General features: G+C 70.0%; 13 protein-coding genes. 1 reads left to right on the forward strand and 12 read right to left on the reverse strand.

The features are described from left to right. Positions 1 to 59: 59 nt before the first annotated feature. The 6 genes from KE274_RS13385 to KE274_RS13410 all read right to left on the reverse strand — a co-directional run bounded on the left by KE274_RS13385 (position 60) and on the right by KE274_RS13410 (position 7,105). Positions 60 to 1,409, reverse strand: coding sequence for an alpha-L-fucosidase (locus KE274_RS13385; protein WP_211544520.1), 1,350 nt, complete (start codon positions 1,407 to 1,409; stop codon positions 60 to 62). Continuing rightward, positions 1,406 to 2,950 (reverse strand): M81 family metallopeptidase, encoded by a 1,545-nt coding sequence (locus KE274_RS13390; protein WP_249186450.1) that lies wholly within the window; start codon positions 2,948 to 2,950, stop codon positions 1,406 to 1,408. The genes KE274_RS13385 and KE274_RS13390 overlap by 4 nt, the downstream gene beginning before the upstream one ends. Before the next feature lie 65 nt (positions 2,951 to 3,015). Then, positions 3,016 to 3,990: an ROK family protein gene (locus tag KE274_RS13395; RefSeq protein WP_211544524.1), complete on the reverse strand. Its 975-nt coding sequence runs from the start codon at positions 3,988 to 3,990 to the stop codon at positions 3,016 to 3,018. Positions 3,991 to 3,992: 2 nt separating this feature from the next. Beyond that, positions 3,993 to 4,907, reverse strand: a complete 915-nt coding sequence (locus KE274_RS13400) for a carbohydrate ABC transporter permease (protein ID WP_211544526.1) — start codon at positions 4,905 to 4,907, stop codon at positions 3,993 to 3,995. Then, complete coding sequence (locus KE274_RS13405) at positions 4,897 to 5,802, reverse strand: carbohydrate ABC transporter permease (protein ID WP_211544528.1); 906 nt, start codon at positions 5,800 to 5,802, stop codon at positions 4,897 to 4,899. Before KE274_RS13405 ends, KE274_RS13400 begins: the two co-directional genes overlap by 11 nt. 43 nt (positions 5,803 to 5,845) lie before the next feature. Further along, positions 5,846 to 7,105, reverse strand: a complete 1,260-nt coding sequence (locus tag KE274_RS13410) for an ABC transporter substrate-binding protein (RefSeq protein ID WP_211544530.1) — start codon at positions 7,103 to 7,105, stop codon at positions 5,846 to 5,848. A 199-nt stretch (positions 7,106 to 7,304) separates the two neighbouring features. On the opposite strand from KE274_RS13410, the gene KE274_RS13415 reads away from it, so the two are divergent. Then, positions 7,305 to 8,456, forward strand: a complete 1,152-nt coding sequence (locus KE274_RS13415; protein WP_211544532.1) for an ROK family transcriptional regulator — start codon at positions 7,305 to 7,307, stop codon at positions 8,454 to 8,456. A gap of 18 nt (positions 8,457 to 8,474) precedes the next feature. Here KE274_RS13415 and KE274_RS13420 read toward each other — a convergent pair whose 3' ends face one another. The 6 genes from KE274_RS13420 to otsB all read right to left on the reverse strand — a co-directional run bounded on the left by KE274_RS13420 (position 8,475) and on the right by otsB (position 15,906). Next, on the reverse strand, positions 8,475 to 9,749 hold the full coding sequence (locus tag KE274_RS13420; protein WP_439957715.1) for an alpha-L-fucosidase: 1,275 nt from the start codon (positions 9,747 to 9,749) through the stop codon (positions 8,475 to 8,477). A gap of 94 nt (positions 9,750 to 9,843) precedes the next feature. Then, positions 9,844 to 10,872, reverse strand: a complete 1,029-nt coding sequence (gene ilvC / locus KE274_RS13425; protein ID WP_211544535.1) for a ketol-acid reductoisomerase — start codon at positions 10,870 to 10,872, stop codon at positions 9,844 to 9,846. Positions 10,873 to 10,918: 46 nt separating this feature from the next. After that, entirely contained in the window at positions 10,919 to 11,428 is a 510-nt protein-coding gene (gene ilvN / locus KE274_RS13430; RefSeq protein ID WP_211544536.1) for an acetolactate synthase small subunit, read from the reverse strand. A 3-nt stretch (positions 11,429 to 11,431) separates the two neighbouring features. Next, positions 11,432 to 13,231, reverse strand: a complete 1,800-nt coding sequence (locus KE274_RS13435) for an acetolactate synthase large subunit (RefSeq protein ID WP_211544538.1) — start codon at positions 13,229 to 13,231, stop codon at positions 11,432 to 11,434. Positions 13,232 to 13,282: 51 nt separating this feature from the next. Next, a complete protein-coding gene (ilvD, locus tag KE274_RS13440; RefSeq protein WP_136034959.1) occupies positions 13,283 to 15,001 on the reverse strand; it encodes a dihydroxy-acid dehydratase in 1,719 nt (572 codons plus the stop codon). A gap of 104 nt (positions 15,002 to 15,105) precedes the next feature. Beyond that, on the reverse strand, positions 15,106 to 15,906 hold the full coding sequence (gene otsB, locus KE274_RS13445) for a trehalose-phosphatase (RefSeq protein ID WP_211544540.1): 801 nt from the start codon (positions 15,904 to 15,906) through the stop codon (positions 15,106 to 15,108). Positions 15,907 to 15,916 lie beyond the last annotated feature (10 nt).

Here is a 15,916-nt window from a genome sequence, read left to right on the forward strand (position 1 = left end):
CGGCGACGACGAGGGGCTCCGGTGACGCACCGGAGCCCCTCGGGTCGCAGGAGAGCGGTTCAGACGCCGTGCGCGGACAGCACGGCGACCGGAGCGTTCCGCAGGCCCTGCGGAACGGTGGCGACCGCACCGGAGACATCGTGCGACACCTCCGCCGCCGTGCCGTCCGGCCAGCGCAGCGTCGCGTGCTCGAGCTCGGCCGGGACCTCGACACGCCCCGCCGCGGGGTCGAGCGCGTGGAGGTGCACCGTTCCGGACGCGGTCGTGTAGCGACGCGGCGCGCCCGTGCGCTCGCCCATGCGAATCCACGGGCGGGTGCCGTACACCGCGCCGCCGTTGTCGCCCAGCCAGCCGCCCAGCTCCCGCATCGCGCGACGCTGGAGCTCGGGAATCGAGCCGTCGGCGGCCGGCCCCACGTTGATCAGCAGGTTGCCGTTCTTCGCCACGACGTCCACCAGCAGGCGGATCAGTGCCGTGCCGGACAGCGAGTGCCGCTCGTCCTCGTCCTGGTTGAACCCGAACGAGTAGCCCAGCCCGCGCGTCGACTCCCACGGCTCGGGGATGATCTCGGGGATGTCGGTGTACTCGCGCGTGAGGAAGCCGTGGTACGGCACGCCCCAGCGGTCGTTCACGACACCGTCCGGGACGGCGTCGAAGTAGCGGCGCAGCAGCGCGGCGACCGCATAGTCCTGGTCGCCCTTGCCGCCATCCGGCCACTCGATGTCGTTCCACAGCACATCGGGGGCGAACCGCTCCACGAGCTCCTCCAGCTGCGCCGCCGAGTACCGCGCGAAGTGCTCGTCGTTGCGGCGGTAGCGGAACAGGTCGGTGTCGGACTCGATCGGCGGGAAGTCGCTGACGTGCCAGTCGAGCGCCCCGGAGTAGTACACGCCGAACCGCGCTCCGGCGCGACGGGTCGCATCGTGGAACTCGGCGATCAGGTCACGGCGCGGGCCACGGGCGACCGCGTTGAACCCGGTCGTCGTCGTGTCCCACAGGCAGAACCCCTCGTGGTGCTTCGTCGTGGGGACGATGTACTTCGCCCCCGCGCCCACGAGCTCGCCCACGAACGCGTCGGCGTCGAACGCGGCGGCGTCCCACCGGTCGGCCAGGTCCTCGTACGAGGTGCCCGGGCCGTACAGCCGCTGGTGCCGCTCCCACGTGGGACTCCCGGCGATGCGGACGGTGTTGCCGTACCACTCCGCATACTGGTGCCACGCATAGGCGTCCTCCGTGGGGATGTTCACGCCCTCGCCGTGCTGCACGGCCCACGCGGGCACGGAGTACAGGCCCCAGTGCACGAAGAAGCCCAGCTTGGCGTCGCGGTACCACTCCGGCACGCCGTTGCCCGGGTAGACCGGGGCGGCCGCGCCGAAGTCGGGGCCCGTGCGCTTCTCGAAGTTCATCATGCGTGCTGCTCCTCTGCGTCGCCGCGGCGCACCACGACCGCGGTCAGGTCGGGGTCGCCCGACCGGTCGAACGGATAGACGCCCGGCTGCAGGCGATGGTGCCCGAGCCGCAGCAGGTCCTGGTCCACGCCACCCGGCGTGAGCGCGAGCGTCCAGTCGGCCGCGAGCTCGTACAACTCCGGCTCCAGATAGCCGATCTTGACCACGACGAGGTCCGCCGTGGTCGGCTCGAGCCCCAGCATCCGGAAGTCGGACAGGTGGTGGAAGGGCTTGCGACGCTCGGTGACGATCGCGTGCAGGCCGCCCACCGCGATCACGACCTGCGTGCCCGCGTCGGGGTCGCCGTGCGTGATCGAGAACACGGTGCCGCGGATCGTGACCGGCCCGTGCGGACCGGCGTCGACGCGCGCGCCCGCCTCCAGCTCGACCTCTGCCCCGACACCCGCGGCCACCGCGCGCGCGACCGCGTCCCGGTCGAAGATCGAGGCGACGAGGGTCGTGCGGCTGCCGTCGGTGAGCTCGGGGCGAGCGAGCAGCTGCGCGAGCGTCCAGGTCACGTCGCCCGCTCCCCCGGCGGTCGGGTTGTCGCCCGAGTCGGAGATCACGTAGGGGTGCGCGGCGTCGGGCGCCAGGGCCCGCGCGAGCGCCTCGTCGAGCGTTCCGGTCTGCGCCACGAACACGAAGTCCTCCCTGGCGTCCCAAAACCTCCGGGCGACGCGCTCGGCCTCACGCGCTATCAGGTCGCGGTCGTCTCCGGTCACCACGACGTAGGCCTGGCACCGCGGCTCGTCGGCCCACGCGTAACCGATCCAGACCGAGGCATCCACCACACCGGGCAGCGCGGCGATGTCGGGCAGCAGTGCGTAGATGCCCCGGGCGGGCTCGAGCCGCGTGCTCGTCTTCTCACCGGGCAGCAGCACGGGCACGGGCACCCAGGCCGTGTACGGCCGCCGCGCCAGGGCGTCCGTGCCGTGCGGGCCGCGCAGCCGGTCGAGCAGGTTCCACACCGCGCGCTCCTTGGTGTTGAGCCAGTCCTCGTGCGGGGCCATCCGGTAGCACGTGAGCAGGTCGACCGCGTCGCGCAGCACCTCCGACACGTTGCCGTGCAGGTCCATCGAGGTCGACACGAGAGTGTCCGGGCCCAGGGCGTCGCGCACCGCGAGGGCCAGATCCCCCTCCGCGTCGTCCATCCCCACCACGCTCATGGCGCCGTGGATGTCGAAGAAGAAGCCGTCGAAGGGCCCGTGCTCGCGGATGCCCGCCACGATCGCATCCTTCAGGCGGCGGTACGTGTCCGGGTCGACGGCCCCACCGGGCAGCGAACGGCCGTGCGTCAGGGGAATCCACTCGGCGGCGTCGCCCAGTTCGCGCCCCGCGTCGAGGAACGGGTAGTACGCGCGCAGCTCGTCGCCGGTGCGGACGGTGAAGGCCTCGTCGCCGGAGATGTGCGGCGAGAAGGTGCTGGACTCGATCGAGATGCCGGCGATGCCCACGCGCGGCCTCGGCAGTCCGCCGTCGGCGGCGGGGGGAAGCGGCGGCATCCAGATCTCGTGGGCGTCGAGCGGTGCGGTCACGGTGCGGGGCTCCTCATCGTTCGGAAGGGTGATCAACGGGCGAGCGCGGGGTGGACGGCGCGGCGCGCGGTCTCGATCGCGCCCAGTGCGACGGCATCTCCGCCGAGCACGGCGGGGACGATGCGCAGGGGGATGCCGGACACGGGCGAGTCGGTGCGCAGCGTGTCCTCGATCGCGGGGGCCAGCAGATCCCACGCCGCCGAGACGCCGCCGCCCACGATCGCGCACGGAACGTCGAGCAGGGTCGCGGCACTGGCGCAGGCGAGCGCGACCGCTCGACCCGCTGCCGTGAAAACGGCGAGGGCGTCGGGGTCCCCGGCCCTGGCCCGGTCGGCGACCTCGCGGGCGTCGCGCGCCTCGCGGCCGGAGCGTTCCGTGTAGCGCAGCGCGATCGAGGTCCCGGACGCCAGGGTCTCCAGGTGTCCGGTCTGCCCGCACGTGCACACGAGCTCGCTGTATCCGGGGGTGTGCCCGATCTCTCCCGCAGCGCCGTGGGGCCCGTGGTGGAGTTCGCCGTCGATCACGAGCGCGCCGCCCACGCCCGTGCCGAGCATGACGCCGAGCACGTCGCGCTCCGAGCGCCCGGGTGCCGCGGCCTCGCCGAGCAGGAACGCGTTCACGTCGTTCTCCACCCGCACCGGCACCCCGAGTCGCCGCTCGAGCTCGGCGCCCAGCGGGAATCCGGTCCATCCGACGAAGGTGGCCGAGGCCGCGCGGATCGTGCCGGTCTCGTGGTCGATCACCCCCGCCGCGCCGACGCCGGCCGCGGCCAGGGCGACTCCGGCGTCGTCCGCGAGCGAGGAGACCAGGTCGGCCGCGGCGTCGGCCATGGCCGCTCCCCCGACCGACGCCGGCGCCGGGACGTGGCCGCGGGCGAGCACCCGCCCCTCGGCGTCGACCACGAGGGCGGAGATCTTCGTGCCGCCGATGTCGATCCCGGCGACGGCGCCTGGCACGGGCGCACGGGTGCCTGCGGGCACAGTGATGCCCTGCTCCTGACCGATCATGCTCAGCGTCCGCCCAGTCCTGCCATCGCGATGCCCTTGACCAGGTGCTTCTGCAGCACGATCACGAGCACGGTCGTCGGGATCATCGAGATGATCGCGGCGGCCATCTGGAGGTCCCAGCGCGTGCCGGTGAGCCCGGCGAAGCTCGCGAGACCGACCGGGAGCGTGCCGTGGGCGTTGTAGTCCACGGTCACGATCAGCGGCCACAGGTAGCTGTTCCAGAACGAGAGGAACGTGAAGACCGCGAGCACGGCGACGGCCGACTTCGACAGCGGCAGGATGATCTGGAGGAACGAGCGGACGGGACCGGCGCCGTCGACGCGGGCCGCCTCCTCCAGCTCGTACGGGATGCCGCGGAAGAACTGCCGCATCAGGAACGTCCCGAAGGCGCCGAACGCGAACGGCAGGATGAGCGCCTGGTACGTGTCGACCCAGTTGAACCACTGCATCACCTGGAACATCGGGATCACGAGCACCTCGGCGGGCACCATCAGCGTGGCGAGGAACAGCACGAAGACGGCGTCGCGGCCCTTCCAGCGCAGGCGGCCGAACGCGTAGCCGGCGGTGGTCGAGACGATCAGCACCACGAGCGTGCCGCCGATCGCGACGATGAACGAGTTCATGATGTACGTCAGGAAGGGGCCGTACGCGAAGACGTCGACGAAGTTGCTCCAGCGGATCTCGGAGCCCACCAGCGTGGGGGGCATCGAGAACATCTCGGAGTTCGGCTTGAGCGCCGAGAAGAACGCGTACACCAGCGGCGCGATGAAGATCAGCGCAGCGATGTAGATCGACACGTGCGCCAGCACCAGGCGGAGCCGCGCGCCAGGGGTCGTGGCGGCGCCGCGTGCCCGTTCACGCTCGCGCTCGCGGCGCGGGGCCGTGCCGGCGGGTCGGACGAGGGTCTCAGTGCTCATAGTGCACCCACTTCTTCTGCGCGGCGAACTGGATGCCGGTGATCGCGATGATGATGGCGAACAGGATCCAGGCGGCGGCCGCGGCGAGGCCGAGGTCGCCGAACGTGAAGCCCTGCTCCCAGATGTACATCACGAGCGGCTTGGTGGCGTTGCCCGGCCCGCCGCCGGTGAGCATCTGCGGCTGCACGAACACCTGGAGCGAGGTGATCATCGTCATGATGGTGGCGAAGAAGATCGACGGCGAGATCATCGGGATGATGATGCTCCACACCCGGCGCAGGCCCTGCGCGCCGTCGATGCTCGCGGCCTCCAGGACGCTATCCGGCAGCTGCTCGAGCGCGGCCGAGAAGATGAGCATGTTATACCCGAGGCCCTGCCACACGCTCATCACGACCACCATGATCATGGCCCACGACGGGTCGGCGAGGAAGTTCGGCAGTTCCACGCCGAACCACGTGACGGAGAGCCCGTTGAACAGCCCCTGCGGCTGGAGCATCATCTTCCACACCAGCACGTTCGCCACCATCGGGGTGACGACGGGGATGAAGAACAGCACCCGCAGGGCACCGCGACCGCGGATGCGCGGGCCGAGGCCGAGGGCGAGCACGAGCGAGAGGACGACGCTCAGCGGCACGTACAGCAGGGTGTACACCGCGGAGTTGCGCAGCGCGGGCCAGAAGTCGGGGCTGCTGGTGAACAGCTTGACGTAGTTGTCCACCCCGTTGAAGGTCCGCTCGCCGAAGGTCGGCCAGTCGAAGACGCTCATCACGATCGACAGCCCCACGGGCACGATCGTGAACAGGGCGAGGCCCACCAGGGCCGGGCTTGCGAAACCCAGCGCCTGGCGGCCCTCGACCTTGGCGAGCGATCCTCGACGTCTCGTCGTGATCGTCATCTCGTTGTCTTTCTCTGTTACTGCTGCGGTGGCCGGGGCCGGCTCACTCGCCGAACTGCGCCTGGGCGTTCGACAGCAGCTCCTCCATCGTCATCTGGCCGTTGTAGACGCTGACGAGGTTGGGCTGGATGTAGCTGTCGAGCTTCTGCCAGTTCTTGGTCATGTACAGCGGCACGGTGTCGCCGAACGCGGCCTCGAACACGGACTGCACCTGGTCGCGGTACTGCTCGTCGATCGACTCGAAGTACAGCGGCTGCGAGGAGGTGCGTGCCGGGTACGAGCGGCCGGAAGACGCGATGTAGTCCTGCGCGTCCTCGCCCACGAGCGAGCCGAGCACCTTCAGCGCGGCCTCCGGGTTCTTGCAGTTCGCGGCGATGCCGTAGCCGGAGCCGAGGATCGGGCCGGGGTTGCCGTCCACGCCCGCGGGCAGCGGCACCATGCCGGCAGCGAAGCCGGACTCGTTGTTGAGGTAGCTGACCGCGTTCCACGTGCCGTCGACGGCCATGGCCGCGTTGCCGCCGGTGTACTGGTTCTCGCCCCAGCCGGTGTCGGACGCGGAGGCGACGGGGGCCGCGACCTTCTTGTCGGTCACGAGTCCCGCGTACCAGGTGGCGGCGTCGACGAAGGCCTCGTCGTCGATGTGGAGGGTGCCGTCCTCGGAGGCGGGCTGCGTCGCGGAGTAGGCGATGGGCATCGACATCCACTGGTAGCCGCCCATGCCCATGCCGAAGCCGTACTTGCCGTCCTTGGTGGCGTCGGCGGCGATGGTGGCGAAGTCGTCGAAGGTCCAGCCGATCTCGGGGGTCGCTGCGCCCGCGGCGGTCAGCATGTCCTGGTTGTAGTAGACGAGCATGGTGGCGACGTCGAACGGCACGCCGTAGACCTTGCCCTCGAAGCTGAGGATGCCGTCGGCGCTGGGGTTGAACTCCGACCAGTCGATGCCGGCGGTCTTGAGGTCTTCGTCGCTCAGCTCGCGGAACCCGCCGGTGTAGCCGCCCAGCTGGGCACCGCTCATGCCGGTGATGCAGGCCATGTTGCCGCTGGCCATGTTGGTGGTGAGCTTGGTGAAGAAGTCGCTCCAGGGCGACGTCTGCAGCTTGATGGTGATGTCCGGGTTCTGCTCCTGCGCGAACTTGATCTGCGCCTCCAGAGCGTCGACGTCGGACTCGCTGCCCGCCCACATGTCCACGACGATCGTGTCGCCGTCGGCCGAGCCTCCGGAGCCGCCGGTGCTGGCGCAACCGGTCATCGCCACGGCGACGCCCGTGACAGCGGCGAGGGCCCCCACACGCAACTTCTTCATTGAATGCCTCCTGAGAAGGGAAAGGTTATTTCGCGGGTCGAATTAACCTAATAGGATTTCGTATGAAGTTACGCTGTCATAGTTCGTGGGGTGCCGCAACCTGAACATCCGATGTTTATCGGACGGTGATACGGCGTCATCTCCCCGAAACACGCCGCTCCCCCGCTACGCTGACGATGCTCCGAGACGAAGGGCTCCCATGACGAACCCCGCCGACACCCCCGTCGACGACCCGCACACGCGGCGCATCCTCGACCTCGTGGCCCGCGGTCAGGCGCGCTCGCGATCAGAGCTGGCCGCCACGCTCGGGGTCGCCGCGTCGACCGTGGGCCTCCGCGTGCAAGCGCTGCTCGACGCCGGGGTGCTGCAAGAGGCGGGAGCGGGCACCTCCCGCGGCGGCCGCCGCCCGCGGGTGCTGCGGATCGCCGCCGACGGCATCGTGCTGTCGGCCGACCTCGGTGGCCGACACGCCCGCATCGGGCGACACGACCTGAGCGGCGCGCTCCTCGACAGCGAGACGATCGCGATCGATGTCGCCGACGGACCCGAAACCACTCTCGCCCGCGTCGCCGAGGTCTTCGACCGCCTGGTCGCGGAGACCAGGGTGCACGCGATCGGCGTGAGCCTCCCCGGGCCGGTCGACATCGCGACGGGCGCGGTCGACCAGCCATCGCGCATGCCGGGATGGCCGGGCTTCCGCGTCGGTGCGCACCTCGCCGACCGCTTCGGCGTGCCGGTCGTGGTCGACAACGACGCGAACCTCGCCGCGCTCGGCGAGCACCGCGAACAGCTCGGGCACACGCAGCACAGCATCACGGTGAAGGCCGGAACGGCGATCGGCAGCGGCATCATCGTCGACGGCCGGGTACACCGCGGGGCGACCGCCGCGGCCGGCGACATCACCCACACGCGCATCGACGGCAGCGGCGACATCCCCTGCTCGTGCGGCAACACCGGCTGCCTGGAGACCGTCGCGAGCGGTGCGAGCCTGGTGCGGCAGATGCGCGAGCGGGGCAACACCGCCGTCCGCACGACGGGCGACGTCCTCACCCTCGCGCGCGACGCCGACCCCGTGGCCACCACGCTCGTCCGCACGGCGGGCACGCATCTGGGTCAGGCGCTCTCCGGCGTCGTGAACTTCTTCAACCCGCACGCCGTCTTCCTCACCGGCAGCATGAGCGCGTCCGAACCGTTCATCGCGGCCGTGCGCAGCCGGGTGTACGAGGCGTGCCACCCGCTCGCCACGCAGAGACTGCGCATCGAGGCGGCGACCACGGGCGCCGACGCGATCCTGCATGGCGCCGCGCGGCTCGCGCTCGAGGGCATGGAGATCCCGGTGGCGACGGCCTGAGCGCCGCCACCGCGTCCCTCACTCCGCCGTCAGACGCAACTCGATCACGGGCACCAGCACCTCCGGACGACGCACCGGGAGATGAACCGTGAGCGTCCCCTCAGCCTCGCCCGCGGGCGTCATCAGATCGGCCTGCTGGTCGGGATCCGACACCGAGGTGGCGAGCCACGAGCCGTCGTTCAGCAGGCGGGCGTACGTCACGCGTCCCGCGAGTCCCGGCAGGTGCACGAAGCCCAGCGGCCAGCTGAACAGACTGAGGTAGAGCCGGTCGCCGCGCAGCGTGTAGACACCCTCGCGCGGCGGGCTGAACGGCGCGTGCCCCGCCCCGATCACCGCACGCTCGTGCAGGCGCATCCACTCGCCGATCTCCGCGAGCGTCGCGGCGTCGCGCGGCGCGATGGCCCCTCGACCGTCCGGCCCGATGTTGAGCAGCATGTTCCCGCCCATCGAGACCGAGTCGACCAGCATCTGCACCAGCAGCGTCGACGACTTCTGATCCGTGTTGTCGCGGTGGTAGCCCCACGACCCGTTCAGCGTCTGGCACGCCTCCCACACCAGCGGCTCACCGTCGCGCACGAGCGGCGCCGTCGGCTGATACTGCTCCGGGGTGACGAAGTCGGCGGGGATCCCGAGGCGATCGTTCACGAGCATGTCCGGCTGCAGCTCGCGGCACAGCGCCAGCAGCGCCTCTGCGTCCCAGTCCTGAGGGCCCTTGCCCGCCCACCCGTCCTTCTCGTCCGGGTACGTGAAGTCGAAGAACAGGTAGTCGATGTCGCCGTAGGCGGTGAGCAGCTCGCGTACCTGCCCGTGCAGGTACTCCCGGTACCGGGCCATGTCGCGGCCTTCGTTGAGGGCGTGCGCGTTCTCGTCGTCGCGGCGCGGGTGGTTCCAGTCGACAGTGAAGTCCGGGTGATGCCAGTCGATCACGGAGTGGTACAGCCCCACGCGCAGACCCTCGGCGCGGAGTGCCTCGACGTACTCGCGCACGAGGTCTCGCCCCACGGCCGCGACGGACGTGAAGTCGGTCAGCGCGGAGTCCCAGAGGCAGAAGCCGTCATGGTGCTTGGTGGTGAGCACGACGTAGCCCATCCCGCTCTCTTTGGCGGTCTTGGCCAGGGCGGCCGCGTCGAACAGGTCGGGGTCGAAGTTGTCGAAGTACTGCCGGTAGTCCTCGCCGGTGAGGCGTTCGTAGTTCTGCACCCACTCGTGCCGCGCCGCGCCGCTGTACAGCCCGAAGTGCACGAACATGCCGAAGCGGGCGTGGTCAAACCATTCCTGTCGCATGCCTCCCATCCTGGCATAGACATCCGATGTTTGACGAGGGAGACGTCACCGAAAACGACGAACGGGCGCCCCGTGAGGGACGCCCGTTCGTTCGAGGATCGAATCAGCGCGCGGCGCTGCCGTCGACGTAGTCCTCGTCCTGCTGCTTCCACGCGAACAGTGCACGCAGCTCCTTGCCGGTGGCCTCGATCGGGTGCTGCTCCTCCTTGGCCCGCAGCGCCAGGAACTCCTGCGCGCCGTTGTCCTGGTCCTCGATGAAGCGCTTCGCGAACGCGCCCGACTGGATGTCGGAGAGCACACCCTTCATGCTCTCCTTCACGCGCTCGTCGATCACGCGCGGCCCGGAGACGTAGTCACCGAACTCGGCCGTGTCGGAGATCGACCAGCGCTGCTTGGCGATGCCGCCCTCCCACATGAGGTCGACGATCAGCTTCAGCTCGTGCAGCACCTCGAAGTACGCGATCTGCGGCTGGTAGCCCGCCTCGACCAGCGTCTCGAAGCCCGCCTGCACGAGGTGGCTCATGCCACCGCACAGCACGGCCTGCTCACCGAACAGGTCGGTCTCGGTCTCCTCGGTGAAGGTCGTCTTGATGACGCCCGCGCGGGTACCGCCGATCGCCTTCGCGTACGAGAGGGCGAGGTCCCAGGCGTGACCGGAGGCGTCGCGCTCCACGGCGATGATGTCCGGGATGCCGCGGCCGGCGACGAACTCGCGGCGCACCGTGTGGCCGGGGGCCTTGGGCGCGACGAGGATCACGTCGACGCCCTCGGGAGCGTCGATGTAGCCGAAGCGGATGTTGAAGCCGTGCGCGAAGGCGAGAGTCTTGCCCGCGGCCAGGTTCGGGGCGATCGACTCGCTGTAGATCGTGCGCTGGTGCTGGTCCGGCGCGAGGATCATGATGACGTCGGCCCACTGGGTCGCCTCGGCCACGGTCTTGACCGGGAAGCCGGCCTCCTCCGCCTTCGCGGCCGACGTGGAGCCCTCCTTGAGGGCGATCGCGACCTCGACGCCCGAGTCGCGCAGGTTCTGAGCGTGGGCGTGACCCTGCGAGCCGTAGCCGACGATCGCGACCTTCTTGCTCTGGATCAGGGACAGGTCGGCGTCGTCGTCGTAGAAGATCTCGGTGCTCACGGTGTGTTTCTCCTTGATTGTGGTTCGGGAAGAGTCGGGGTGTTGGTCAGCCGCGCAGGACGCGCTCGGTGATGCTCTTGCCGCCGCGGCCGATGGCGAGGAGACCCGACTGCGCGATCTCCTTGATGCCGAACGGCTCGAGGGCGCGCAGGAGCGCCTCCACCTTGCCCTTGTCGCCGGTGACCTCGATCACCAGCGCGTCGGCGGCGTAGTCGACGACCGAGGCGCGGAACAGGTTCACGACCTCGATCACGTTCGAGCGGGTGGCGTTGTCGGTGCGCACCTTCACGAGCATGTGCTCGCGCTGCACCGACGTGGACGGGTCGAGCTCGACGATCTTGATCACGTTGATCAGCTTGTTGAGCTGCTTCGTGACCTGCTCGAGCGGCAGCTCCTCGACATCGACGACGACCGTGATGCGGGAGATGCCCGGCACCTCCGTGACGCCGACCGCGAGGGAGTCGATGTTGAAGCCGCGACGGGCGAACAGCCCGGCGACGCGGGTCAGGAGGCCGGGGGTGTTCTCCACCAGCAGGCTCAGCACGTGGGTCGACATGGCTCAGTCCTCCTCATCGAAGGCGGGCGCGTGGTCGCGCGCGTACTGGACGTAGCTGTTGCTGACTCCCTGCGGCACCATCGGCCACACCATGGAGTCGGCGCTCACCACGAAGTCGATCACCACCGGACGGTCGTTGGTGTCGAGCGCGAGCTGGATGGCGGCGTCGACCTCCTCCTCCTTCTCCACACGGATCGCGAGGCAGCCGTAGGCCTCCGCGAGCTTCACGAAGTCGGGGATGCGCACGGTGCCATGGCCCGTGTTCAGGTCGGTGTTGGAGTGACGGCCGTCGTAGAACAGCGTCTGCCACTGCCGCACCATGCCGAGCGAGGAGTTGTTGATGATGGCGACCTTGATCGGGATGTTGTTGATCGCGCAGGTCGCGAGTTCCTGGTTCGTCATCTGGAAGCAGCCGTCGCCGTCGATCGCCCACACCTGCCGCTCGGGCTCGGCGACCTTGGCCCCCATCGCCGCCGGGACCGAGTAGCCCATCGTGCCCGCTCCCCCGGAGTTCAGCCAGGCGTTGGGGCGCTCGTACTTGATGAACTGCGCCGCCCACATCTGGTGCTGCCCGACACCCGAGGCGAAGATGCCCTCGGGACCGGTCAGCTCGCCGATGCGCTGGATCACGTACTGCGGAGCCAGCAGACCGTCGGTCGTCGGCGCGTAGCCGAGCGGGAACTCGGTGCGCAGACCGTCGAGGTACGACCACCACTCCTCGATGTCCGGCTTCGTGCCACCCGTGGCGCCGCGGAACGCGGCGTCGAGGTCGGTCAGCACGTCCCGCACATCCCCCACGATCGGCACGTCGGCGGTGCGGATCTTCGAGATCTCCGCCGGATCGATGTCGACGTGCACGACCTTGGCGTGAGGGGCGAACAGGGCCGCCTTGCCGGTCACGCGGTCGTCGAAGCGCGCGCCGAGCGACACGATCAGGTCGGCCTCCTGCAGCGCGAGCACGGCCGGGACCGTGCCGTGCATACCGGGCATGCCCAGGTGCTGAGGGTGCGAGTCGGGGAAGGCGCCGCGTGCCATCAGCGTGGTCACGACGGGGGCGCCGGTCGACTCGGCGAGCTCCAGCAGCTCGGCGGCCGCGCGACCCCGCACGACACCGCCGCCCACGTACAGCACCGGCTTCTTGGCCTCGGCGAGCAGCGCGGCCGCGGCCTGGATCTGCTTGCCGTGTGCCTTGGTGACCGGACGGTACCCGGGGAGGTCGATCTTCGGAGGCCACACGAACGGGGCGACGGCCTGCTGCGCGTCCTTCGTGATGTCCACGAGCACGGGACCGGGGCGACCGGTGCCCGCGATCTCGTAGGCGGCGGCGATCGCGCCGGGGATGTCGGCCGCATCCTTCACCAGGAAGGAGTGCTTCGTGATCGGCATCGTGATGCCCACGATGTCGGCCTCCTGGAACGCGTCCGTGCCCATGAGCGTGGAGAACACCTGGCCGGTGATCGCCAGCAGCGGCACCGAGTCCATGTAGGCGTCGGCGATCGCGGTGACGAGGTTCGTCGCGCCGGGACCCGACGTCGCGATGCACACGCCGACCTTGCCCGACGCAGAGGCGTACCCCTCGGCCGCATGACCGGCCCCCTGCTCGTGACGCACCAGGATGTGCCGCAGCTGCGACGCGTCCATGAGCGGGTCGTAGACCGGGAGGATCGCGCCACCGGGGAGACCGAAGACGTCGGTCACGCCGAGCAGCTCGAGCGAGCGCACGACGGCCTCGGCACCGGTGATCTCCGGGGCGGATGAACGGGCGGGCGGCCTCGGCACGGCCGAGACAGTGTCAGCAGTCATGACTTTCCTTCTGGTGAACTGTGGAGGACGCCGGATGCCGATGCATCCGGGTCAGCCGGTGGTCGCTCCCTCGGCGGCGGACCGCACGAGGCGCGAGTACTTGGCAAGAACGCCTCGGGTGTAGCGCGGGGGAAGCGGCTCCCAGCCGGAACGGCGGGAGGCGAGCTCCGCCTCGTCGACGAGTAGGTCGAGAGAGCGAGCTGCGATATCGACCCGTATCAGATCACCATCGCGCACGAAGGCGATGGGACCAGCGTCCACCGCTTCGGGTGCTATGTGGCCGATGCACAGGCCGGTTGTGCCGCCTGAGAATCGTCCGTCCGTCAAGAGTAGTACATCTTTTCCGAGCCCCGCGCCCTTGATGGCCGCGGTGATGGCCAGCATCTCCCGCATGCCCGGTCCGCCCTTGGGGCCCTCGTAGCGGATGACGATGACGCTGCCCGGCTCGATGGAGCCCTCGGCGACCGCGTCCATGGCCGCGCGCTCGCGCTCGAACACCCGGGCCGGGCCCTCGAACACGGCCGCGTCGAATCCGGCCGTCTTCACGACCGCGCCCTCGGGGGCCAGCGAACCGTGCAGGATCGTGAGGCCGCCCGTGGCGTGGATCGGGTTGTCGAACGTGTGGATGACCTCGCCGTCGATCGGCTGCGGGTCGAGGTCGGCGAGGTTCTCCGCCAGGGTCTTGCCGGTCACGGTGAGGGCGTCGCCGTGCAGCAGCCCCTCGTCGAGCATCGCCTTCATGATGACGGGGATGCCGCCGTGGCGGTCGACGTCGTTCATGACGTACTTGCCGAACGGCTTCATGTCGGCCACGTGCGGCACGCGGTCGCCGATGCGGTTGAAGTCGTGCAGGCTCAGCTCGACCTCGGCCTCGCGGGCGATCGCGAGCAGGTGGAGGACCACGTTCGTGGAGCCGCCGAGCGCCATCGCCAGCGCGATCGCGTTCTCGAACGCCTCCTTCGTGAGGATGTCGCGCGTGGTGATGCCCTGGCGCAGCAGGTTCACGACCGCCTCGCCGGATCGGTGGGCGAAGTAGTCGCGGCGACGGTCGGCCGCGGGCGGGGCCGCGGATCCGGGGAGGCTGAGGCCGAGCGCCTCCGCCACCGACGCCATGGTGTTGGCGGTGTACATGCCGCCACAGGCGCCCTCGCCCGGCGCGATGGCGCACTCGATGCGCTTGAGGTCCTCCTCGCTCATGAGGCCGGCACGACACGCGCCGACGGCCTCGAACGAGTCGATGATGGTGACGTCCTTCTCGGTGCCGTCCGACAGCTTGACCCAGCCCGGAGCGATCGAGCCGGCATAGAGGAACACGCTGGAGAGGTCGAGGCGGGCGCTGGCCATGAGCATGCCAGGGATCGACTTGTCGCAGCCGGCGAGAAGCACGGAGCCGTCGAGGCGCTCCGCCATCATGACGGTCTCGACCGAGTCGGCGATGACCTCGCGCGAGACGAGCGAGAAGTGCATGCCCTCGTGGCCCATCGAGATGCCGTCGGACACCGAGATCGTGCCGAACTGCAGCGGGTAGCCGCCGCCGGCGTGCACGCCCTCCTTCGCGCCCTGTGCGAGCCGGTCGAGGCTCAGGTTGCAGGGCGTGATCTCGTTCCAGCTCGACGCGATGCCGATCTGGGGCTTGTCCCAGTCCTCGTCCCCCATGCCGACGGCTCGGAGCATGCCGCGGGAGGTCGTGGCCTCGATGCCGTCGGTGACGACGCGGCTGCGGGGCTTGATGTCGATGGGCGCGCTGGAGGAGGGATCATGCGAGGACATGACGAGAGTCTATTCCTGCGCGGAGACCGGTTCGTCCGCCGCCGCCTCCAGAAGCGCGACGATCTGTTGTGGGGAGTCCACACGCGCGCCCCGGCGCGAAGGGCTCAGGCCCCGAACGCGCTCTGACGCTCGTCAGCGAGGGTCTCCAGCAGCGCCGCCACCTGCTCGGGCGACTCCACCCGCAGCGTCGCGGCGCTCTCCCCCGGGCCGACGCGCACGCCGAGGTCGCCCTCCTGCAGCACGCGCATCGCGTCCTCATCGGTCACGTCGTCTCCCGCGAACAGGATGCCGGTCGCGCGGAACCGCTCGCGCAGCACGGCCATGGCCGCGTCCTTCCCCTCGGTGCGCGAGGAGAACTCGAGCACGCGGTGACCCGATCGACGGCGCCAGTGGGGGAACCGCTCGGCGACGAGCGCATCGATCTCGGCGAAGACGCGCTCCTCGGTCTCCCGGTCCGCACGGCGGGTGTGCACGCCCATGCCGAACGTCTTCGGCTCGAGCTCGGCGCCCTCGTAGCGGTCGATGATCGGCTGCGCGGCCGCCCACAGCTCCTCGCGGGCACCATCCTCCGTGGCGTCGCCCGGGGCGTCCGCCGCGCCTTCACCGGGGAACCAGTACTGTGCGCCGTGCGACCCCGCGAGTGCGATCACCGAGTCGTCCGTGTGCTCCGTGATCTCGCGGAGGTCGTGCATGCTGCGGCCGGACACGTACGCGACCACGGTGTCGCGCATCGCCGCGAGCCGGGCGACCTGCGTCGCGACGGCCGGAAGCGCCCTCGCCGCCATCGGGTCGACCACCAGCGGCGACGCGGTGCCGTCGAAGTCCAGGGCGACGACGAGGCGTGGGGTCGTCGCCAGCGTGGTGAGGGCGGCGTCGGCGGTTCCGGGGGTCCAAGGGCGCGTCACAGGTTCTCCT

It is taken from the genome of Microbacterium paraoxydans (assembly GCF_018224615.1).
Lineage (GTDB): Bacteria > Actinomycetota > Actinomycetes > Actinomycetales > Microbacteriaceae > Microbacterium > Microbacterium paraoxydans_B.